The organism is Granulicella rosea, assembly GCF_900188085.1.
Lineage (GTDB): Bacteria > Acidobacteriota > Terriglobia > Terriglobales > Acidobacteriaceae > Edaphobacter > Edaphobacter rosea.
In genome coordinates this window covers 546,968-568,521 of sequence record NZ_FZOU01000003.1, presented here as the reverse complement: position 1 = coordinate 568,521, position 21,554 = coordinate 546,968, and the positions used below count along the sequence as shown (strand labels likewise).

Genomic DNA, 21,554 nt, shown 5'->3' with positions numbered 1-21,554 from the left:
ATGGGCTCCTAGTCGAACGCCTGGTCGGCGCGGTAGCGAACGATAGTGAGTCCAAGCGGATTGAATGCGAGCGCATTGTTCTCGACATGATCGGCGAAGACATATGTCACGCTGGCTGTCCAACGCTCCGTCTTGATCTCCGAATGGTCATTGGCGTTCGTGTAGACCTTCTCGAACTCAATCCGAGCGGAATAGGGCGACTGCCGGAGATCGTCGAGGATGACGCTCTTGATGTTGATATCGACGTATGGGAGCGTACTGTCCTGCTGGAAGGTCGTAATGGTTTTGCTCAACTGCTCCTGCCGGATGACGGCCTGCTGGACATCCGAGTTGAGAAAGTAAAGCGCCTGGGTCTGGTCGCGCTCGATGGTGTAGCGGTTGCGCTGGAAGTACAGGTTGGCCCAGCGCGAGAGGTAATACTTGTTCTCCGCCTCCTGCGGCTTGTATTGGTAATTGCGGTAGTCGATGGCGTCGGCATGGCCTACGTCGTTGATGCGGATGACGAGAGGCTTCATGCCGGCAAGAGCCTTCTGGCTCTTGAAGGTGAGAGCACCCAGCATGAGGCAGACAGCACCCAGAACAAGGATCGTGATTTTCAAATAGGTGTTCATAACGAGCGGGTCGCCGTACTGCTCCAGATAGCGTTCCGCTGCGCGCGTGATCTCGGGGGATTTCGTCTCTTGAACTGGCATTTGCGTATCTCCCTTTAGCCCATCACTGCGGCGGTAATGGCACCCGTAACTGCGCCCATCCCTGCATCGTGGCCGCTGCTACTACCAGAGAAGATGGAGGCTGTGATAGCGGGGATCTTGAGAATGAGAAAGATGTTCACCACTACCAGTAAGATCAACAAAGGGAAATTCTTTATGAGCGTCATCGGGTTGGAGAAGTCCGTCCAGTTGGCGTAATAGGTAACGAACAGGTGACCCAGGACGCTCATCGTGGCTGCCGCAACGACCTTGTAGAACGAGAAGCTAAGGTACGCTTTAAACCATCCCCAGAACAGAAACTCAAGTTTCTCGATCACAAGAAACGGAATGAAGATCGGACCAAGCAAACCGATGATCGTTCCAGCAACTGCACCATATGCGAGGATGACCGCAGAAATAGCGGCGAGCACCGAAAGCATGATCTGGGTGCTGATATAGGCGACCAGCATATAGGGTGCAGTAAACATCGCCATGCCTGGGCCTGACTTCGCTAACGCACTGTCTATCGACTGGAACATGGACTGGATACCGTCCTGTCCAATCGTCTGTGCCAGATTGGTCGTGCCCTGGCTAATGAACCCTTTGAGCGAGTATCCGATGCCGGGAATGCTGCTGTCGTAATACTTCACGAACATATAGGCGAAGCTGAGCAGCATGAAGAAGTTTAGGAACTTCGCCATATCGAAGCCGGGACCGCCGCGTGAGGATGCAAGGGCTTCCTGCACACCGAACCAGACCATCATGATTGTCGCCAGCGAGAGCACCATGCGAAGCCCGATCGCATCGACGTTGGGCGACATTGTGGCCGTGAGCGCGTCGCACTGTTGCGTGATAAAGATGAGTATCTGGTTTCCCATAATCGCCCCGTCGGTTCAATAGCTGAGTGCTTTGGTGATGCCTGTTGTGTCATGCGAGACGTGGCTGTTGTAGTTCGTCTCGTACCCGTCGGCAGCCTGCAGGGACATCTTCAGAGCGTCCTGCTGCTGCTTCTGCTGTACCATCTGCTGCAAACTCTGGGTCTGCGTCATCTGGCTCGCTTCCTGCTGAGTGCGAAGCTGCAGAAGCATCGCCTGATTGATGCGTTGCAACGTAGCAAGCTCAGTCTGTTGGGTTGGGTCGGTGGAATGGCTGGCAGCTTCAAGCGTCTTGATATCCGCTTCACGCTGTGGTGCGTTTGCCCTTACCGTTCCAATCGTTTGTAAGCTGGTGGCATTGATGGCGTCAGCCAAATCGACAGTCGCGCCCTGCGCCGCAATAGCCTGTTGGCCTTGCGTGTTCAGGGAGCTGTAACCGGAGATCTGACCTTTTCGCTGGATGCTCGCGCCCTGGTTCGCCGCCGCTGCTCCGCTGCCATATGTTGCGGCATTGGTCCAAGGAAGCGAGTTGCCATAGGTGTTCGCCGGATGAGCAACTGGTGTCCACGTCTGCTGCACCATATTGCTGTATGCGGTGTAGTAACTCGACGGTGCCGTAGCCATGCCTTGTGCAAGATTGTACGTCTCCATCACGTTCTGCGTGGTCTTGATCGTTGTCGTATACAGTTGGCTGCCCTGAATGAGCTGCTGCGCTGCATGGGCTGACTGTGTTGGGTCTAGCACAATGCCGCCACCGAACTGCGCGTATGCAGGTTCGGCTAGGGTGGCAAGGGCCAGAATTAGAGACAAGAGGGTGCCTTTCATGGTGTTCTCCATGTTCGCGGTCCGGGTTGTAAGTGACTGTTAGGGTGTAAGACGACTACGGGAAATGGTCAGCGCTTAGAGGCGGCTACATCGGCCTGAAGGGCGGCGAACTTCTTGCTCGCGGGCTCCATCGCTTCACGCTCCGCTTTGCACTTTGCCTGACTGCGAGCAATGACATCGACCGGAGCGAGAATACAGTCCTTCTGATATTGGGTGTTCATAGTGTCGAGTTGTGCATACACCTCGGCGAGCTGATCTTGTTTGCTCTTGCAACCGATAGTCGAAACGGCAATGAACGCGAGGGCGGCGATAGCGACTGAACGCATGGGGAACTCCTTAGAATGACTGCGCGATGCGGTGATTCTCATAAGCCGGCAAGAGCATATCTTGCGTAAAGTAGACCTTCACGCGGTGCCCCTCCCGAATCGTGATCGTGGGTGGAATCTGGATGAACTTGTCGAGAATCGTCGTAGCCGATTGCGACACGCTCGAAGCTGCACCGTTGGTAAAGGACTGCGAGCCTGAGCTGTTTAGGTTTGATCCACCCTGGCTGATCTGAGAGGCACCGGAAATGACGCCGAGTGCAATCGACGTTCCGAAGATCTGGAGATAGTGATTGTTGACCTGGTCTTTTAGTCCCTCCTCCCCTATCTGGTCGAGGCCGTGGAATTGGTCTAGATCCACGCTGTATCCGTCCGGCATTAGCAGACGATGAAATGCAACGGAAATCCGACGCTGTTGTCCGAACCCGGCACTACCGATCTTGCGGGCCTCGCCCAGCACGATCGTTCCTTCTGGTATGAGTATGTGCTGATGGTCGTGGGAATACACGGGATTCGACACAAGAACCTTCACCGGCCCCACCGCGTCACCGTCCAGGCGGTTCATCAGAACGGTATCCAGCGTCAATCCTTCGTAGATGACATAGGGCTGGCCCACGGCATTGTCGATATTGACCTCAGACGGACGCTTATATTCAGTCGCCGGGATTTGATCGCCGGAAGTCCTTTGTTCTCCTGCTCCTCTCGCCGGAGTCAATGCAGTAGGCTGGCCCGCCTGCACTGCGGCAGCAAAGGGGTTCTGGGGCACGCCCGAAGGCTGTTGGGATAGGTTCGGCTGCGGGGAAGTAGCCTGCTCCAATGGTCGCGCGTAAGCGATGTTGGACGAGAACCGTGCTGTATCTGCGCGTTCTTTTTCGGTAGCCGCAAGCTGCTGTCCTGCTTGTTGTGAGGGAGTGAGTTGAGGCTGGCCGTTGGCTTGTGTCCCATTCTGCTGCCCATTGGCGACATAGGTTCCCGATGGGGTGAGTGGACGCCCATCTGGGCCGAAACCCGACGCTGCCGCCTGCTGTGCGCCTGTGCCGCCAGACAATGGGTTGCTGGTTGCTGCCGCTACCTGAGCGTCCTGCTGGGCTTTCAACTTGTCTGCTCCAAGCTGACGCTGCAGAGCGTCTACATTCGTCGCTGTGTTGTCCTGAACATAGGGCTGCGGCCCGTTGGCCTTGGCCTTCTCAGCATCCGTCGGAGCCTTCTTCCGGGAACTGATGACGGTAGCCAGGATGAGGAGCACGACCGCTCCTAGATAGAGAAACATCTTGAGGTTCTTCTGCAACACGCCTTTGGGCTGGGGCGTGTGATCGGTGAGCTTCGGGTCTGCTGCGGCGGTGACGGTATCGGCCATGACGTTAATCCTTTCTCGTGAAGTCCATCTTTTTCTTGCCTAGCTCGACATACCCGTTGTCCATGACCTTCGAGATGATGTAAGTCCCATCGCGCAGGTCGTAGTTGATGAGGTTCGGCTTGCCGTCCCGCATCTCATAAACGCTGAACTTCTCCGGCGCATTGGTCTTGATGTAGGTGAACTTGTCGTCGTGATAGATCGACTGGATATCGAAGGGAGCCTCGTTCGTCTTGAACGTATAGTCGAATTTCAATGCGAGTGGGTAGGCACTCTTGTACTCATCGACGGTTGCTCCGACGTGAGACTGAAGCGTCGATATCTGTTGATGGGCCTGTTCAAGCTGGGCGGCTGGAACGTATTGGGCTGGTCCATTCGCCGCAACGATATTGGAAGCGTCCGCTGGCTGAATGATGACCTTGAGATCGGGGTCGCCGCCTGATGCGGTGATGTCAGTCAAGGTGAAGCTGTAGATGTTGCCCTTGTCCGTAATGAGGTTGAGGTTGGAACTGATACCCGCCTTCGCCGGGTGAACGAAGCAGAAATTGCCAACCACATCCACAATCCAGAAGTCCTTGTCTCCGGTCGCGGCCTCCATGATTTTTTCGCTCGCCGGGACAACAATGAGCGTCGTGTACTTCACCTTTGCCCTGATCGGCACGATGTCCTGCGAGTGGTAAGAAACATTGCGGGAGGCAGTCTGGGCGTGAATCGCCAGACTTCCGAGCGTCGTGAGCATGATTGCGAGTACGGTTGTAAGTCTCTTCATGGCGGAACTCCTTAGCGACGGGGTTGGAATGGGTGAGTGGTAGCGAGTTGGCGAACGCCCTCGGCGATGCCGTACTGCGCGAAAGCCTCCCGCTTGAGTAGGTTGTCGCGGGCGTTGTTGGTCGCAATCCAGTACGAGACGGAATCGACGTTGAGCCGGACCTTCTTGCTGGATTGCGCTTTGCGAATCAGCATCTCGCCGGGTGGGATGAGGTCGGCAATGATGTCGATTTCGGTGTCGTTGAGATGGAAGGCTTCGCGGTAGACCTGGCGGTTCATCTCGGGATTTGCGAGGAAAATCTTCGTTGGGCAGCTCTCGGCGACAATCGCCAGCATTCCCGATTCCTCAAGCTCCTTGATGGACTGCGTCGCGAGGATCATCGCCGCGTTGTGCTTCCGCCACGTTTTTTGGGCCGCCACGATGTAGGTGCGGATGGTCTCGTTCTTGATGAAGAGCCAAGCCTCGTCCAACAGAAATGTCTTGAAGGTAGCCAGCTTTGCGGGGTTCGCAATCTCATTGCTGGCCCTGTGAAGCACATAGAAGAGCAGCGGCTCCAACACCTCCGGCGCATCACCCCAGCCGGCAAAGTTGAAGGTCTGAAACTTGGAGAAGCTGAGCGTGTCCTCCACGTTGTCGAAGAGAAAGCCGTACTGCCCCTCCTTGGTCCAACGGTGCAACCGCTCCTTCAACTCCCCGATGATCTGGCTAAAGGTGGAGAGCGTCCGCTGCTCCGGCGCGACGACGTACATCCGCTCTATTGCTTCCCACAGCTTGCGCTCTTCCTTGAAGTCGAGCCGGTAACGCTTGTCGTTACCCTCAATGAGGACACGGAAGAAGGAGAATAGAAATTGCAGGTTCTCCTTCGTCTCGGGGAGACTGAACGGGTTGATAGTGAAGTCCCGGCTCTCCTGGCCAACGTTCAAGTACGTCCCGCCGAAGATCTCCGTAAGCGACTGGAACGAGCCGCCGATGTCGAAAATGTACGTTTGCGGCCGATATTTCTGGGCGTTCGTGAGCAAGAAATTACATAGAAAACTTTTGCCTGAACCTGTCATTCCGAGGATGAGCGTGTGGGCTACCTCGCCGTTGTGCAGGTTGAGGTAGTAGGGCGTGGCGTTGTCCGTCTCGAGGACGGCCAGATACTCCGAACGAAGGTGCGGATTCGTCTTCTCGCCTGGGTGGATGGTGAACAAGAACGACAGGTCGGCGTAATTGGAGTTGAGCAGGTACATCTTGCGAAGGTTTTGGGCATAGTTGCCGGGAACGGTCGCAAACAAGGCATTGAGCTGGTTGTAGGTCTCGGTGAAGAGCGCACCATCGGCGTTTGTGAAGACGCCAGTAAACTCTCCCATCTCCTGATTGATCGTCTGAAGGTCGGTGCTGTACAGCACGACCGTAAGCGAGAAATCGCCCAATGTCTGACCGTCACCAAGCGCCCGCAGGCACTCGCCGAGATTCTCGATGTCAGCCTGTTTCGACTCATCAATAAGCACGTCGCGCTGGTTCGTCTTCGCCGGGTCGCTCCCGATCTGCGACACAAAACCGGACTTGCTCATATTGAAGTGGCGGCGGCGTTTGTCCACTTCCTTCCGGGCCTTGGCCATCGAAAGCGGAGTCCACTCGGTGACGACGTAGAAGTTGCCTTCGATCTTGAAGAGCCGGTCAAGTACGAGGGGCCGCGTCTCCGCAATGGCTTCCTTCATTGTGAGGATGCGGACGAAGTGATCGCCAACGCGGAGGTGGTCACGCTCCGCCTCAATATTGGAGTTCACCACTTGAAAGTCGAGGTACTGGGTCGATTGCGGCTTGCCCGCGATCCGCCAGTCATCGAAGTTGAGCAGCCTGCGAAAGAAGCTGAACTGCGTGGGCTGTCCCTGCACCTCGATGGGCATAAGGTCGGCGAGATGCCGAGTGAAGTTCTGAACGCACTGCTCAAGCCGCACCATGTCCGTGTCGATCTGCTTGCGAAGCAGGACTTTCATGTTGTCGTTGGTGAACTGCGCTTTGAGTTCGCGGATAGCGCCCTGGGGATCGCGCGGAATCCGTGCGAGAGCGGAGAGGATGCCGGTCTTCGACCGCGCACCCTCCAGCACGATCACATAGAAGAGTTCCACCTCGTACAACCGGTCGCGCTTTGACTCGAAGTATTGCCGCCGCTGGTCAATGGCGGCGTCGATCAGCTCATCATCGTAACGAGCGAACGGAATCTCGGGCCGGTTCGTCTTGAAGAGGTATTGGTAGACGTGGAAGCCTTCGCCGAAGGACTTGAGTGCGGACTCCAGCCGCTTCACCGCATACTGTTGTTCGTCGTTATCGAGGCTTTCGTAGTCCACCCCGGTAACGCTCAACACCATCCCAAGGTCGCCGCTCTTGGTGAGGAACGCCGTCTCTGTCCAGAACCCATACAGGTTGATGTGGGCGCTGAGGGCGTCGGCTTCCTTCCACGGCTTGATGATGCGAGAGAGATTGAGCATTACCGCACCTCCACATTCGGAACTGTCTGCTTGGCTGCGTCGTAGCGCAGCTTGAACTTCTCGGAGCGTCCGAGAATCTTGAGGAAGGCCGGGTCGGAGTTCGTCACCCAATGACCGAAGATGCAGCCGCCGATGAACACCAGGACGGCCCCGATGATTGAATTGAAGAGGTTGAACATCCCCACTGCGGACACGGCAATCATGAAGAAAAGGGTTCGTTCGATGCCCATGTAAGTGAGGGGCTTATGCAAACTCTTGAAGACTCGGTTGTGACGCTTCTGAGTTATTTCCGACATAAACCCCTCGCTGTGGAACGTCGTTGGAGGTGAAGTGGTGAGGATCGCAGGACAACAGCGAATTGGAAGCTAGGAGCCCCAAAGCCAAGTCAGGACGTTGGTCGCCATAATGGCGATTCCCGTTCCAGCAGCAACACCGGCGAGCGTCTTCTTTGCGCCCGGTTCTCCGTGAGCGAACGTGTATCCGCCGATCACAATTGCGATCAGACTGGCGGCCTTGGCAACGGTCCCGGTAAAGAGCGTTTGGATGGAGCTGATACCGCTGTCGAATGGCGACGCGTGAGCGGCGAGTGGGAAGATCAATACGCATAGGAGCAAGGCTGCTCCGCGTATCAGATAGAGCTTTGTCCGCTCAATCGTTGCTGCTTGGATGATGATTCGAATACGTGTCATTTGGCACCTCCAACGACCAATACGGTCGTGATATGCCCCTGACACTAGGCCGCGCGTGCGCGCGCGTCCAATACTTATTCCCTATGGCCGGATCGGCCAAAATGGGGTTTCCCATAGTCTGTGACTATGGCCGATCTTCACCCAAAAAGAGGAAGAATTCTGTCGCCGATTCTGGGACGAACCGAGCGAACGGGCTTCTTCGATTGCGGCAACGACGATTGCAGCCGCAACCTCTTTCGCATCTCACGGACCAAGTGAGGCATCGTTTTCTGCGAAGTGGATTTCGCGACAATCAATGCGCTATCGACAGTCCACGTCACACCGGCGACGGGCCGGGTTACGAGTCCTGGCTGCAACTCCGAACCCTCCCGGATGAGCGCATAACCAGTTCCCGATTCGACCATCCATTGAAGATCGTGCGGCGTCTTGTTCGTGCTTGCAACGTCGCCTGTAATGCCAACCACGTCCAGCATCTCGATCAAACGGTCGTGCGCTTCAGGATGCTGTCTGGGGTCGCGGAAGATCGTAAGTTTCGAGCCAAGGTCTGCCGGGGTTATCTCCTTTAGCTTTGCTAACGGATCGTTGGATTTCATGCACACTACGAGGCGACTCTGCGTAAAGGGATATGCCTTGAGTCCCGCGCCACTAGCGGGAAGCGTCACCAATGCAGCGTCAATCTCCCCTCTTTCAAGCATGAGCAAGAGGTCTACAGGATCGCCACTCTTCGGCTTGATCTCGCACGACGGAAAGAGCGATGTGTGGATGGAGCAAACCATCTCGTACAGCGCATGGTCTACGAAGGAAGAGAAGCCCAAGCGCATCGGCACAAACGTCACGCGATGTAACGCGCGAGCCGTGGCAATCAGCGCGTCGCGCATCCTCAGTAGTTCACGACCACCTGTAATCATTATCTCCGCGGCAGGAGTCGCGCGAACGCCCTTGTGATCGCGCACCAGGAGTGGAACCTGCAACACGTCTTCAAGGTCTTTGATCTGAATGCTGAGAGAGGGTTGCGATAGGTAGAGGCGCTTCGCGGCAACGCTGATGTTTCCTGCTTCTGCGACCGCAATGAGGTTCTTGAGTTTCTTGAACTCTACGAGGTCTGACATATACGGGGCCCGCTTTCCTGTGACCGTTCATGCTCTGTGTCGATCCACTCAGTGCGGCCACAAGTCAAGCCCAACGTTATGCAATTGTCGGCCTGGGTACCTGCAAAGTCAACACGCTGGAGGTAGAAGGCGATCCCAAAAGCTCAGAACTGAGGCCATAGTCAAAGACTATGACTGTCGAGAAACGGCCATAGTCAGAAAGTATTGGACGCGGAGCCGGATTACGGCCACGCTGTGGAAGGACGAAAATCCAACGCGGTGAACCATCAATGGACAACGACTTTCTGACAGAACAGGACATCTCGGAGCGGCTTCACATTAGCCTTGGAACACTGCGCCGCTGGAGGTTGGAGAGCCGGGGACCAAAGTTTCGCAAGCTAGGTACGTTGGTGCGTTATGGGGAGTACGATTTAAGTCAGTGGATGGAGTCACAACCTTCCGGCGGAACACGCGAGCTCGGAAGGATTCCGCCTTCCAAGGCGCAAAGTTCACACGGGGGCGTCCGCAAGACAGCATAAGAGGGCCCCGTCCATGGCACTGTTTCTTCGTGGTGATGTTTGGTGGTACGAGTTCTATTTCGCCGGGAGACGAATCCGGGAGTCAACGAAGAGCCATTCAAAGACTCTCGCCAAAACTGCGGAACAGAATCGTAAGCGCGAACTTGAACAGGGCTTCAACAATATCACTGACACGCGTCAGGAACGCATTCGCACGATCAGCGATTTGGCCGACGAATACCTTGTCGCCTACAAGCTGCGGCACCCTCAATCTGCAACCTTCGCCGCCTATGCAGTCGGACACATTCGCCGAGTCATCGGGAGCCGGATGTTTATCGACTGCAACGAAGCGGTCGTCACCTCGTATCAAAATGAGCGTCTGGCGGGTGGTGCGGCTCCAAAGACTGTCAACGATGAGGTCGGCTTCCTCTTGCGTCTTATGGGCGATCCTGGCGACTTGCTGCGAATTCGTCTTCGCAAGCGCAACCTGCTCAAGTTGAAGGTGGGCAAACCCATCGGTAAGGCATACAGCACGGACGAAAAAGATAGAATGCTGGTTGAAGCCAAGAAGTCCAAGTCGCCACATATCTACCCGGCGATCATGCTGGCTCTGAACGCGGGTATCCGCGATGCAGAGCTAAAGCAGCTTACATGGGCGCAGGTAGACCTTAAGAAGGGCTACCTTACGGTCGGGAAGAGCAAGACAGAGGCCGGCGAAGGGAGAACCATTCCGCTAAACTCGGCACTCTCCGAGACTTTGGCTGAATACGCTGAATGGTACGAGGCCGTGTTCTCAGAGATTCGACCCGAATGGTATCTCTTCCCTTTCGGCAAGCCCAGGCCGAGCGACCCAACGCGACCCGTGACGACGCTCAAGACAGCTTGGGATACGGTGCGACGGAACTCCAAAGTGACGGGGCGCTGGCACGATCACCGTCATACGCTCATCACCGATCTTGCAGAAAGCGGTGCTGGTGAGCAGACAATCATGGATATTGCGGGACACGTCTCACGCAACATGCTCAAGCACTACAGCCACATTCGGATGGAGGCGAAACGCGACGCTTTGGAGTCATTAGTGAAGAATCCTCCGGTTAAGAGACCTCCGTCAAAGTCCGCTGAATCATCCGCTCGAATTGTCGTTTCGGGTTGACATTAAAGTTCAGGCATAGAAATCTCGAAACAGCCACGGACGGAGCCTATTTGTCATGCTGGGAAATATAGGTGATCCAGCTTTGATACTTGGGTTCCTTCGTCTTGGCGTAGGCTCCTTGAGCATCCTGAAGAGCTTGAGTCAAATCTTCCGTGTGGTAACGAGATTTCGATCTTTCATATAGAGCCTGCGCTTGCCAAGCCAAACTCCGGTGTTGCGTTGCGCGAGTTAAGGCGTCGATACTTCTGTCAAAAAGCAATTTAGCTTCTTCGGGTTCTGAAAACCTAATCCTCATCGCGTGCTCACGTAGAGCATATCCAAGCCTTAGCCATGCGATATGATAGTCCGGCCTCTTTTCTACCAAGTCTTGGAAGAACTTTATGGCGGGTACATACTCTTCGTTCGCAATATCGCGAAGCGCTCGTTCGAAGTCTTGATCTCTATTAGAAGCCGGAGGAGATGGCACAGCATCGAGGGCACCTTGCTCAAGAGCCTGTTGAGCCTCATCCTCCTGCTCGTCCGGCGATGGAGGATAGTCGATAGATGAAGGAATCGGAAGCGATGCAAGATAGCTGTGCCTCTCCTGTCTGACAACAGAGTTACGCTCCGCTAAAAAGCGCGTGTACTCCCAGACCCCGTTCGCCTCGGAAATCAAGCGCGTTAGAACGCTAGGCCTGAACATGGAATCTACGAACAGAAACGGCCGACTCATCCACATCTCGGCTTCGTCTGGAGACTTCTTGTTCGTTGCTCCTGGGAAGAGGAAGTGGGGCTCTTCGAGCTCAATTGCCTGGTGTGTCGTCTCGGTTGGGGGCAGGCTACCTATCAGCTTTCGAGACCGATAGACGATCGCTCCGTGTAACGGACTATGAGGTCTACCATCCGAAAACACTTGCCAAGGGAAGGGTTCTACCGTGAATAGTTGCTCGGTCACGAGTGCAAGAGTCTCCGCGACTTTCGCAACCTCATCGTAAGGAAACGGAACATGGGCAAATCGGTTTCGGAAAGTGTTCACATGCTTGAACACGTCATAAACCCTAAGATTTTGGTTGCTAGCATCTGGCGGCACGTCGCAAATTTGCTGCCATGATGTGACAAGCGGCCTTAAGTCAACTCCTTCACTGTGCAGAAATTGCTTCACGGACTGAAGGAAGGCGCTGTCTACTTTGTCTAAGCTATCCACCGACAGCAGAAGCTCAAGTCTCCTGTTTGCACTTCCATCCAGAGCTCCCTGAGAGTTCTTAAAGGTCTTACTGAGCGGATCGAGTGTCCTACCATGTAGATGTTCCCGGCAAGTGAGGTAGGCCCCGCTGCCTTCGGTCCCAAGATCCCGAAGGCGCGTCGTCACCGCTCCCGAAAGAACAGCGGCAGTCGCTTCCCACACATGGATCAGCCGCCAAGTGAGCTCATACCCGTCTGCTCCCGCAGATCTGCGGCGGATATATGTACTGAGAGCATCCGCTATCGGAGGCCACAGAGTATTGAAGGCTGCACTTTTTTCGATGTTGATTAAATTGGTCATCGTTGGTGTGAAATTGAAGAATACATCTTGCGAGGCAACACTACCATTCTGATTCTTTCCCAATCCCGTCCATTGAATGTGCAAGCCGTCTGGTGTCTAAGCACGCCCTTACCCAATGAAGAGAACTTTCGGCAGGCCGGCTTGGTTACGAGGCACTCCTTCGAGCAGGGAGCGCTCGGTTGCGTTGTGGGTACCCACAATTGCGGACGGCAGGTCGATCTTTAACTTGGAATCACATTTCCCGTCAGCGCCGGCGGGGCGGCACGAGGGAGAGCAAAGGAGTGCGGACTGCTTACTGCCTGCTGTTGGCTGACCCAACCGGATAGCGATCATCAGCGAGCGCTAAATTGCTCGCTGATACCCACGTTTACCCACAGTATTCTTTTGGGGTACCCACAAAAGTCCCCACACCGAGGGAGATTTATAGGGTTTAGGGGAGAGATTATGCCTGTAAATTGTTGATTTGATTGGCTCCTGAGGTAGGACTCGAACCTACAACCCTTCGGTTAACAGCCGAATGCTCTGCCATTGAGCTACTCAGGAATACCTTGGCTTGGGTGCGCGGATGATGTCGCACTTCCCTGAAACAGTTATAGCAAATGTGGCCTCTCAGGTCAAAGCCTGTAACCGTCCGCACATCGTCGCGATGAGGAAAACTTACGTGCCAGCGCCGTCCAGCTAGGGGTACAGGAGCACCGCGATGTTGTACCCGGCGAAGGTTCCCGGTTTCTCCGCGCTGCACGCCCCTACCGCCGCCGCGTGGTACTTCCCGCTGCCGAGGCGGCTGGTCAACTCCGCCGGTAACTGCGTCAGATCGGCCGAGCTATACCGCATCACGAACCACGGCTTGCGCGCGCCGGCGAAGCCCGTTGGCAGCGCGCAGGTTCTGCGCGCATCCTCCGCCTCTTCGCTCACGGAGAGCCCGCTCTTCGCGACCAGCCTGCTCACGACCGCCTCTTGCGCCGCAAAGCTCATCTCCGACACCGAGCGCGCGAAGTCCTCCACCGCGTAGAGTTGGCCATCGCGCTGAATCACCGAGATTCCCACCGAATCCACCTTGGGGTCGAGCAGGTTCGCGCGGTGACCGGCGGAGTGCATCCACATGTCATGAATCTGCGCGGAGTTCGGCGCCTCAGCGACATTTTCCGTCACCAGCGAGAACCGCGCCCCGGCCGTCGATGCCCGGTCGGCCAGATCCGGCTCGCCCGAAAACTGGTGCGAGATGCCGCCGCGCCGCGCCATCTCCCGCGCGTGAACGACTGCCGCCTGCGTGAGCCTCGCGTCCCACCGCACCGGTCCGAGACCGTGCAGGGCGCGATCCTGGTTTGCCGCAGCAAGCAGATACTGTTCGGATACGGTCTGCGCGCCGGCGACCGCCGCGGCGGCGGCCAGCGTCGAAAGGCAAAGCAGGCGCGACAAGTAGCGTGGCCCCATCATCATGCGTGTATAGACCCGGATATCGAAAAAGGGATGCGCAGGTCGAGCGATAGCCAGAGGGCCTGGCCTTTTCAGCGGCTACACCCGCCCCGATCCGCCACCCACAAAGTGGACGATCTCGAGCTTGTCTCCATCCGCCACCGGGCTGGCGGACCAGGTGGAACGGGGCGTAATCTCGCCGTTCCGTTCCACCGCCACGCGGTCTGCCTTCAACCCCAGTACGCCGACCACCTGGTCCAGCGTTGTGGGGGTATCGAGTGTTTCGAAGCTGCGGCTCTGGCCGTTCAAAATTACCGTAAGCGACATCGTTCTTCCAGCCTATCAGCCTCGATGCCGATCCAGAAGTTAGTCGAGAAACCGCATCCACTCGGGCATCGCGGCCTGCAGCCGGCGAGCGATCCGGGTGTGCAGCGGCACGAACTCAGCGCACTCCTCGAAGACGGCCCGGCTGGCCCGCATCATGATCTGGACAGCCTCCGCCTCGGCGCGCGCGCGCTCGGCTGTGTCGCCGATCGAGAACATACGGGTGTCGGTCAGATACTCGATCGCATGCCCCAGCGTCTCGAGCGCGTGGCCCTGCTGCGGGTTGCCACGGCGGCGCACCGTAACCGGACGAAGCATGGGAAGGTCGCCGGGCGACGCGGTGTTGGAGCGCAGGGGCGAGACAAATGAGCCGGGAAAGGGTGCGGTCGACATGCTGGGAAATCCTCCGTCCCCTCCCTCATCGGCGACCAAATCCGCGGCGTGACGTATATTTTCAGATGCGGAAAACTTTGGTGTAGCTTCGGGTTTCACATCAATGTCGACGCAGCGGCAAAGCCCGCAGGCAGGTGTCCCATGTGGTCGAATCGAAGGTCGCAACGTCCGCTCTTCCGCCTCGGCGCCGCCGTCCTGCTGGCGCTGCAGACGATCGCACCCGCCGGCGTCGTCGCTCAGTCAACCGCCCAGTCCGCGCAGCAGCCGGAGACCCAGCAGCCCGCCATGCAGGACTCCGAGACGATGTCGCAGAGGCTGCCCGTCGTCACCGCCGCGTCTGCCGCCCATGAAAAGCCTCTCAACGACGAAGAGCGCGTCCTGCAGGTGCTCAACCGGCTCACCTACGGCCCGCGTCCGGGAGAGCTGGAGCGCGTTCGCGCCATGGGCCTCAACGCATGGCTCAGCCAGCAGCTCAATCCCTCCACCATCGACGATAGCGCGCTCGAGCGCCGTCTGAAGGACTACCCCGCGATGCAGCTTCCGCTTTTGAAGCTGATGGAGATGTACCCCAACAACAACACCATTCGCGCCACGATGGACGGCCGCGCCGGTCGCCCGGGCGGCGAGGCCGAAAAGGCCATCTACGCCTCGCAGATGGAGCGCTACAAGCAACGCAAGGACGCCAAGGACGGCAACCCGGCCATGTCGCCGGATCCCAAACCCGTCGACGCCCAGGCCATCCTCGCCCCGGACCCCGCCAAACGCTTCTCCGCCCTCTGCAAGCTCACCGTGCCGCAACTTCGGATGCTGCGCCGCAGCCTGCCCGAAGACCAGCGCGAACACCTCACCGACGGCTTCACCCCGCAGCAGATCGAGGCGCTCGCCGCCTTCAACGGTCCGCAGGGCGTGGTCGCCGCGGAGGCCGTCCAGACCAAGCTGCTGCGCGATCTCTACAGCGAGCGTCAGCTCAACGAGATGATGGTCGACTTCTGGCTCAACCACTTCAACGTCTACATGCGCAAATCGCAGCAGGCGCCCTACTACATCGCCGCGTATGAGCGCGACGCCATCCGCCCGAATGCGATGGGCCGCTTCGAGAACCTGCTCGCCGCCACCGCCATGAGCCCCGCGATGCTCAACTACCTCGACAACGCCGCGAGCATCGGCCCACACTCCCAGTACGCGCATCCACAGTTGAGCTACGATCGCCGCGGCTTCCCGAACCTTGAAAAGCCCCGCACCGGCGTCGGTCTGAACGAGAACTACGCCCGCGAACTCATGGAGCTGCACACCCTCGGCGTCAATGGCGGGTACACCCAGCACGACGTCACCGAGGTCGCCAAGGTCTTCACCGGCTGGACCGTCGGCAAGGGCCGGGGCGCGGACGAGGCCGCGCAGGCCCAGTTCGACCCCACCAAGCACGAGCCCGGCTCGAAGCACATCCTCGGCGAGACCATCAAGGACGACGGCGCCGGCGAAGGCATGAAGGTGCTCCACATCCTCGCCAACAGCCCCGCCACCGCCCGCTTCATCTCCACCAAGATCGCCGTGCGCTTCGTCTCGGACGACCCACCCAAGCCCATGGTCGACCGCATGACCTCGATCTTCCTCGAGACCCACGGCGACATCCGCCACGTGCTGCTCGCCATGCTGCAGTCGCCGGAGTTCTTCTCCCGCGCCAGCTACCGGGCCAAGGTCAAGACCCCGCAGGACTACGTGCTCTCGGCCGTGCGCGCATCCGGCGCGGAGGTCGCCAGCACCAGCGCGCTCGCCGGCGTTATCGCCGAGCTAGGCATGCCGCTCTACGGCATGCAGACGCCGAACGGCTACTCCATGCGCGCCGACGCCTGGAATAACACCGCCGCGCTCGTCTCCCGCATGAACTTCGCGCTCGCGCTCTCGACCAACCGCGTCGCCGGAGTCCACACCGACTGGCCGGTCGTGATGGGCCATCCGGAGGAATCGCTCACGCCGGAGCAGAAGGACTCCGTCCTCGAGGACAGAATCCTGCATATGCAGGTCTCGGACCGCACTCGCCAGACCATCCTCGCCCAGATCGACACCGACCCCGAACAACAGGCGCGCAACCTGCGCCAGATCTCCGCCAAGAAATCGAACGACCCACTGAGCAACGCGCGCGGTCGCAACGAAAAGCCGCCCATCGAGGAAGCCGACAACCAGGCCGCCCTTGCCGCCGGTCTTATCTTCGGCTCGCCGGAGTTTCAGCGCCGCTAGAGCGGATTACCGTTAGGTCTCAAGCAGCAGCCCGCAATGCTTGTCATCCTGAACGAAGTGAAGGACCTGCTTCAGGCTTTTGTCGTTGCCTGTGCATGCTCCAGTCAGAGGCGGAAACAAGCAACAGCAAAAACAAAAGCAGGTCCTTCGGCTACGCTCAGGATGACAGGCACTTGGGGCTGCTCGCCAGCAAAAGGTAATCAGCTCCAGCCGTCGCCCTGGCTGTTGTCTTTCTTGTCTGTCATCGTCGTAGAAGAGCCGCTGTTGCCTTGGCTTTCCAGCCATCATCCCCGAACAGGCTCCGCCATCTCCCGCACGGGCCAGAGCAGATTCAGCGGGCCCTTGCCTCGCCCGATCGCCTGCGCCCGCAGAATCCCTTCGGCGACATACCTCTTCGCCGCCCGAGCCGCATCAACGCCGCCGAGCCCCTGCACCAACCCGCACAGCAGCGCGCTCGAATATGCGCAGCCCGTCCCGTGCGTCGCACGGCTCTCGATCCGCGTGCCCGGCAGCCACGTTGTGTCATCGTTCAGCGACATCACCAAGTCGTCCGGCGGGTCTTGGTGACCACCCGTAACCACCAGATTCATCGTGGGATACATCCTGCGGAAGTACGTCGACGCGGCCAGCCGATGCTCCGGCATGTAGGTCATCCGCCCGGTCAGTTGCGCCAGCTCATCCAGATTCGGCGTGCACCAGTCCACCAGCGGCAGCAGCTCCTCGCGCATCAGGTCGACGCCCAGCGGCGTCAATAGCTCATGCCCCGAGCTCGACCGCAGCACCGGGTCCAGCACCACCACCAGACGCGCATTCGCCGCGCGCTGCGCATGCACGAATCGCACCACCGACGCGACCGCGCCCGCCGTCGCCAGCATGCCGATCTTGATCCCGTCCGGCCGCACATCCTCCGCCAGGCAGTTCAGCGTCTGCAGCACAACATCCGCGTCCACCGGGTACGACGCCCGCACACCCAGCGTCGATTGCACCGTCAGAGCCGTCACACACGAGGTTCCAAACAGACCATGAGCGGCAAACACGGCCAGATCCGCCGTGACGCCAGCCCCCGAAGACGGATCGAACCCTGCGATACTGAGAGCAGTCTTCACCTTCTCATCCTAACCGCCAAAACCCTGCGGATAGACCTCAGGTAACCTGAAAGTAACAAGCGCGGAAAGAAGTTGTAGACGCCTCAGCCGCTCCGGCACTGAGGTACACACTCTTCACCCGGCTCGAACCCGCACGGAGTTACATCGCCATGAACGACCCTGCAAGCAAGTTGATCGTCGCCCTCGACTACCCCTCTCCGGCCGAGGCGCTCGTCTTCGTCGACTCGCTCGAAGGCGCCTGCCGCTGGTTCAAGATCGGCCTTGAACTTTACTGCGCAGGCGGCTACGGCCTCATCGGAACGCTGCGCGAGCGTGGCTTCGAGGTCTTCCTCGACCTCAAGCTGCACGACATCCCCAACACCGTCGCCGGCGCGGTGCGGTCGCTGGCCACCAGCGGCGCATCGCTTCTGACCATTCACGCCGCCGGCGGCGAGGCCATGATGCGCGCCGCAGCCGAGGCAGCCACGCAGCCCGGCGCGCCCCGGCTGCTCGCCGTCACCGTGCTCACCAGCATGGACGCCGCCGCGCTTGAGGCCATCGGCGTCGCATCCTCGCCCGCCGAACAGGTCGCCCGCCTCGCACACCTTGCCGTAAACTCCGGCATCGACGGCCTGGTCTGCTCCTCGGCCGAGGTCGAAGCCCTGCGCGCAACGCTGCCGCCCGCAACACTTCTGGTCACCCCCGGCATCCGCCCGGCCGGCGCAGCCATCGGCGACCAGCGCCGCATCGCCACGCCGTCCAGCGCCATCGCCGCCGGGTCGTCGATGCTGGTCGTCGGCCGCCCGATCACGCAGGCCCTGGACCCGGCGGCGGCAGCGCGGTTGATCCTCGACGAGATCGCCTCCACATAACGGCATTGCCCCGCACCCTTCTACCTGCGTTTGTCATCCTGAACGAAGTGAAGGACCCCCGTATTGGCTTTTGTTCTTGTCCTGGCCACACCAGGAACAGGCAAAAACGAAATACGAGGGCCCTTCATCTTGCTCAGGATAACGTACGGTAATGGTTGTCTAAACCACTCCAACCCCATGCGTCACCGACACATCGCTCAGCCGCAGAGCCAGGCTCTTGGCCGAAGCCCCGCTCTTCAGGAACTCGCCCAGCGGCGTCTCGATCACCTCGAACCCATGCCCGGTCAGCAGGCAGCGCAGTGGCTCGCCAGCCGGATTCATCAGGATCTTCCTGCCGATGTTGATCACGTTGCAGGCGAACTGCGTCGCCTCCGCCTCGCTGACGGCAATGCGCGTCTCCGCCGGATAAGCCGACTCGATCAGCTCCAGCGAGGCCGCATCGAACGCCTCCGGGTAGTAGAGCAGATACCCGCCCGCCAGCGGCGCGAAGCAGGTGTCCAGATGGTAGAAGCGCGGATCGATCAGGTGCAGCGAGGTCACCCGGGTGTGCCATGCGTCGGCGACATGCTGGTGGCTATACCGGCAGGTGCGGACGCCGTGCGCGGCCCACAGGCGCTGTCCGTCGGCGTCGAAGAGCGCATCGCCCTCGCCTTCAAAGGCGGTCTCGCGCGGCGTCTCCCACAGCAGGAAGCCGTGCTCCTGCAGCCAGCGCCGCAGATGCATCTCCTCGGTCTGGCGCTGCGCATGGGCGAAGCTCGAGATCGCCGCCACGCCATGATTCACCAGCGCCGCGTGGCCAACGAAGACCATGTCCGGCGAGCCCTGGCGCGGATGCAGCAAACGCACATCGGCGATCGCCTGCAGGTGTTGATAGAGCGCCTTCCACTGATTGAAGGCCACGTCGCGCGAGGGACGGTGTACATTGCCCGCCATCCAGGGGTTGATGACGTAGTCCACGTCATACCACTGCGGCGAACACATCAGGTAGGTCGGGCGGCTGAACTGTGCGGAAGGGGTGAGGTCGGAGATTGGAGCGGCAACTGAGGCAGAGTTTGATCCCATGTAGTTCTTCAAAGCGGATTACCTACTTTCCGCTGTAGAGTCTGATCCTGCCGGACGACGTTCGTCAAGGCCCAAAGGTGTCAGCCGCGGTACATCTTTCCACCCTCAAGTCACTGTGTGCAGGAAGTTTAGCCGCCGCTCGCCCATGCGGAAAACAGCCAACGAAAAAAGAGCCCCGAAGGGCTCTTTTTCCATACCGGCGTAACCGAAAAACTAGAGCTTTTCGAAAAAGTCGCAGGCCGAGCACGAGATATACACTCCGCCCGGAATGCCGCGCTCGCGGTCCTTCACGCGCTTGACGATGCGAGTCACCTTGCCGCACTTCGGGCAATCGGTGCTCTTGTTGGTGTCCATTTCCTTCTTACGGTCGCCGGTCTTGGCAATCTTCGACATAACTTCCCCCAGGTACATCTTTCATCGGATTTTGATCCACGCGCCCGAACACGGCGCATATGCGCCGGTTCACCTGAGCTTCGTCGTGGTACATCCGGGATGGGACGCGGATTTTCCTGCGGGCGAACTCTGCACGTGCAACCATCGTCTATCTTACACGGCGCCGGCGTTACTGCGGCATCGGCGAGCACAACGTCGGTTTTGACGCCGCCATGCCGGGTTCAGAAGACGAAGGCGGCGCCGGAATCGGCTGAACCTTTTCCTTCTTCTCCGGCGGCATCTGCACCGCGCCGTTCTTCTCTCCGTCCACGTCCACCTTATCGCCCGGCTTCAGCAGCGTGGGAGGCGTCGGCCGATGCGCCGGATCGCCGACCGGCGCGTCGCCCATGGCAATCTCGCGCGTCGGCGCGGGCGGCAGATAACCATCCAGCTCGTCCTGCGTGCGAACCGCGATCTGCTGGCCGGGCGCCGCGACCTTCACCATACTCACCCGGTCGCCTTCGAAGCGGATAAACCTCACCGTCTGCGGCACATGCCCGTAGATCCACTCCTCGTACCGCGGACCGTCGGGGTCCTTTTCGTCGTGCTCGCGCACCTTGCTTTCGGGCTGGCCCAGCGCGGCGAGCACCATGCGATGGTTCATCCCCACCTTCACGTCGTGTTCGGAGATCGCCTCTTTCACCGGCGCGGGCTGCGCCTCGCCATAGGCCTGCTCCGTCGTCTTCACGCCGAAGTCGATCACCGGTTCGAGCAGCGCCTTCACCTCCGCCGCGGAGATATCCGGCACGCCGCCCTCGAAGGTCAACGTAATGCGAGCCCCAGTCGCCTGCGTCTTGCCGTCGTTGGCGACCTGCATCCCGTTCACTTCGAGATGCCGCAGAAAGCGATGTTTCAGATACGGCCCGCCGTTCAGATCGAGGATGATCCGGTCGCCCGCCACCTTCAGCGACGTAATCGCTACTCGGTCGCCCGCCGCCGCCGCCTGGCCCTTTTCATAGATCATCTTGCGGTAGCCGTCCGGTCCAGGCTTCAACTGGCCGTTGGCCTCAAGCGTCAGGCCCGCTCCCATCGGCAGCGCACGATGGGCAAATCCCTGCTCGCCATCGAGATTTCGTTCCAGCTCGCGCATCCCCCGCTCGGTCAGCCCAGCATCCGGAAGCGACATACGCGTGGGATGGAACTCGGTCGACAGGTCGGCCGTCGCGGTCTTCTCGCCCACGACAAAGACCTGGGCCCGCGCATAGACCGGCAGCAAAAGACACAACAGGGTCACAAAGACAGAAGAGCGATTCGGACAACAGTCGGAAACCATCGGGGGAGGCCCTCCCAACGTGCAAGCTCGGATGCTTGAAAGATTGCTCCCAATCCCCTGCATTTGCAACTGAATAATTGTCTAAATTTACAAAACACCCAAAATGGGCTCGCCCTTCCACCAGGCGCCCCTGTCTCGACTTCTAAGACTTGTGGTTTGTGCCGGTCCAAGACGACTGCACTC

General features: G+C 58.9%; 22 protein-coding genes and 1 tRNA gene. 4 read left to right on the top strand and 19 right to left on the bottom strand.

Going from position 1 to position 21,554, the window contains the following annotated elements; translation table 11 throughout:
- Positions 1–8 precede the first annotated feature (8 nt).
- The 10 genes from CHB87_RS11795 to CHB87_RS11750 all read right to left on the bottom strand — a co-directional run bounded on the left by CHB87_RS11795 (position 9) and on the right by CHB87_RS11750 (position 9,107).
- Positions 9–692: a VirB8/TrbF family protein gene (locus CHB87_RS11795; protein ID WP_089408608.1), complete on the bottom strand. Its 684-nt coding sequence runs from the start codon at positions 690–692 to the stop codon at positions 9–11.
- 14 nt (positions 693–706) lie between these two features.
- Complete coding sequence (locus CHB87_RS11790) at positions 707–1,567, bottom strand: type IV secretion system protein (protein WP_089408607.1); 861 nt, start codon at positions 1,565–1,567, stop codon at positions 707–709.
- Positions 1,568–1,582: 15 nt separating this feature from the next.
- Positions 1,583–2,389 (bottom strand): hypothetical protein, encoded by an 807-nt coding sequence (locus tag CHB87_RS11785; protein ID WP_089408606.1) that lies wholly within the window; start codon positions 2,387–2,389, stop codon positions 1,583–1,585.
- 68 nt (positions 2,390–2,457) lie between these two features.
- A complete protein-coding gene (locus CHB87_RS11780; RefSeq protein ID WP_089408605.1) occupies positions 2,458–2,715 on the bottom strand; it encodes a hypothetical protein in 258 nt (85 codons plus the stop codon).
- 10 nt (positions 2,716–2,725) lie between these two features.
- Positions 2,726–4,069, bottom strand: a complete 1,344-nt coding sequence (locus CHB87_RS11775; protein WP_089408604.1) for a TrbI/VirB10 family protein — start codon at positions 4,067–4,069, stop codon at positions 2,726–2,728.
- Between the two features lie 4 nt (positions 4,070–4,073).
- On the bottom strand, positions 4,074–4,835 hold the full coding sequence (locus tag CHB87_RS11770; RefSeq protein WP_089408603.1) for a TrbG/VirB9 family P-type conjugative transfer protein: 762 nt from the start codon (positions 4,833–4,835) through the stop codon (positions 4,074–4,076).
- 11 nt (positions 4,836–4,846) lie between these two features.
- On the bottom strand, positions 4,847–7,309 hold the full coding sequence (locus CHB87_RS11765) for a VirB4 family type IV secretion system protein (RefSeq protein ID WP_089408602.1): 2,463 nt from the start codon (positions 7,307–7,309) through the stop codon (positions 4,847–4,849).
- Positions 7,309–7,605 carry a VirB3 family type IV secretion system protein gene (locus tag CHB87_RS11760; protein ID WP_089408601.1) on the bottom strand — a complete coding sequence of 99 codons (297 nt, stop codon included), beginning with the start codon at positions 7,603–7,605 and terminating at the stop codon, positions 7,309–7,311. Before CHB87_RS11760 ends, CHB87_RS11765 begins: the two co-directional genes overlap by 1 nt.
- A gap of 69 nt (positions 7,606–7,674) precedes the next feature.
- On the bottom strand, positions 7,675–7,998 hold the full coding sequence (locus tag CHB87_RS11755) for a TrbC/VirB2 family protein (protein ID WP_089408600.1): 324 nt from the start codon (positions 7,996–7,998) through the stop codon (positions 7,675–7,677).
- A gap of 137 nt (positions 7,999–8,135) precedes the next feature.
- Entirely contained in the window at positions 8,136–9,107 is a 972-nt protein-coding gene (locus CHB87_RS11750) for a LysR family transcriptional regulator (RefSeq protein WP_089408599.1), read from the bottom strand.
- A 269-nt stretch (positions 9,108–9,376) separates the two neighbouring features.
- Between CHB87_RS11750 and CHB87_RS22875 the strand changes: the two genes are divergently transcribed.
- Both CHB87_RS22875 and CHB87_RS11745 read left to right on the top strand, forming a co-directional pair.
- A complete protein-coding gene (locus CHB87_RS22875) occupies positions 9,377–9,625 on the top strand; it encodes a helix-turn-helix transcriptional regulator (protein WP_407641105.1) in 249 nt (82 codons plus the stop codon).
- Between the two features lie 13 nt (positions 9,626–9,638).
- Entirely contained in the window at positions 9,639–10,757 is a 1,119-nt protein-coding gene (locus tag CHB87_RS11745) for a tyrosine-type recombinase/integrase (RefSeq protein WP_089408598.1), read from the top strand.
- Between the two features lie 46 nt (positions 10,758–10,803).
- On the opposite strand, the gene CHB87_RS11740 is transcribed toward CHB87_RS11745, so the two are convergent.
- The 5 genes from CHB87_RS11740 to CHB87_RS11720 all read right to left on the bottom strand — a co-directional run bounded on the left by CHB87_RS11740 (position 10,804) and on the right by CHB87_RS11720 (position 14,412).
- Positions 10,804–12,342 carry a hypothetical protein gene (locus CHB87_RS11740; protein WP_142988313.1) on the bottom strand — a complete coding sequence of 513 codons (1,539 nt, stop codon included), beginning with the start codon at positions 12,340–12,342 and terminating at the stop codon, positions 10,804–10,806.
- A 405-nt stretch (positions 12,343–12,747) separates the two neighbouring features.
- Positions 12,748–12,822 (bottom strand) — tRNA-Asn (locus CHB87_RS11735).
- Positions 12,823–12,957: 135 nt separating this feature from the next.
- A complete protein-coding gene (locus CHB87_RS11730) occupies positions 12,958–13,698 on the bottom strand; it encodes a CAP domain-containing protein (RefSeq protein ID WP_176441708.1) in 741 nt (246 codons plus the stop codon).
- Positions 13,699–13,794: 96 nt separating this feature from the next.
- Entirely contained in the window at positions 13,795–14,022 is a 228-nt protein-coding gene (thiS, locus tag CHB87_RS11725; RefSeq protein WP_089408595.1) for a sulfur carrier protein ThiS, read from the bottom strand.
- Positions 14,023–14,061: 39 nt separating this feature from the next.
- Complete coding sequence (locus CHB87_RS11720; RefSeq protein WP_089408594.1) at positions 14,062–14,412, bottom strand: hypothetical protein; 351 nt, start codon at positions 14,410–14,412, stop codon at positions 14,062–14,064.
- A 141-nt stretch (positions 14,413–14,553) separates the two neighbouring features.
- Here CHB87_RS11720 and CHB87_RS11715 point away from each other — a divergent pair, with 141 nt between their 5' ends.
- Positions 14,554–16,647, top strand: a complete 2,094-nt coding sequence (locus CHB87_RS11715) for a DUF1800 domain-containing protein (RefSeq protein WP_089408593.1) — start codon at positions 14,554–14,556, stop codon at positions 16,645–16,647.
- Positions 16,648–16,931: 284 nt separating this feature from the next.
- Here the strand turns inward: CHB87_RS11715 and thiD are convergent, their stop codons facing one another.
- Entirely contained in the window at positions 16,932–17,753 is an 822-nt protein-coding gene (thiD, locus tag CHB87_RS11710) for a bifunctional hydroxymethylpyrimidine kinase/phosphomethylpyrimidine kinase (protein WP_089408592.1), read from the bottom strand.
- Positions 17,754–17,902: 149 nt separating this feature from the next.
- Between thiD and pyrF the strand changes: the two genes are divergently transcribed.
- A complete protein-coding gene (gene pyrF / locus CHB87_RS11705) occupies positions 17,903–18,604 on the top strand; it encodes an orotidine-5'-phosphate decarboxylase (protein WP_089408591.1) in 702 nt (233 codons plus the stop codon).
- Positions 18,605–18,763: 159 nt separating this feature from the next.
- On the opposite strand, the gene CHB87_RS11700 is transcribed toward pyrF, so the two are convergent.
- The 3 genes from CHB87_RS11700 to CHB87_RS11690 all read right to left on the bottom strand — a co-directional run bounded on the left by CHB87_RS11700 (position 18,764) and on the right by CHB87_RS11690 (position 21,332).
- Positions 18,764–19,666 (bottom strand): dimethylarginine dimethylaminohydrolase family protein, encoded by a 903-nt coding sequence (locus tag CHB87_RS11700; RefSeq protein ID WP_089408678.1) that lies wholly within the window; start codon positions 19,664–19,666, stop codon positions 18,764–18,766.
- A gap of 213 nt (positions 19,667–19,879) precedes the next feature.
- Positions 19,880–20,059, bottom strand: a complete 180-nt coding sequence (locus CHB87_RS11695; protein ID WP_089408590.1) for an Rcat domain-containing protein — start codon at positions 20,057–20,059, stop codon at positions 19,880–19,882.
- A 169-nt stretch (positions 20,060–20,228) separates the two neighbouring features.
- Positions 20,229–21,332 (bottom strand): hypothetical protein, encoded by a 1,104-nt coding sequence (locus CHB87_RS11690; protein WP_425432476.1) that lies wholly within the window; start codon positions 21,330–21,332, stop codon positions 20,229–20,231.
- Positions 21,333–21,554: the final 222 nt, after the last annotated feature.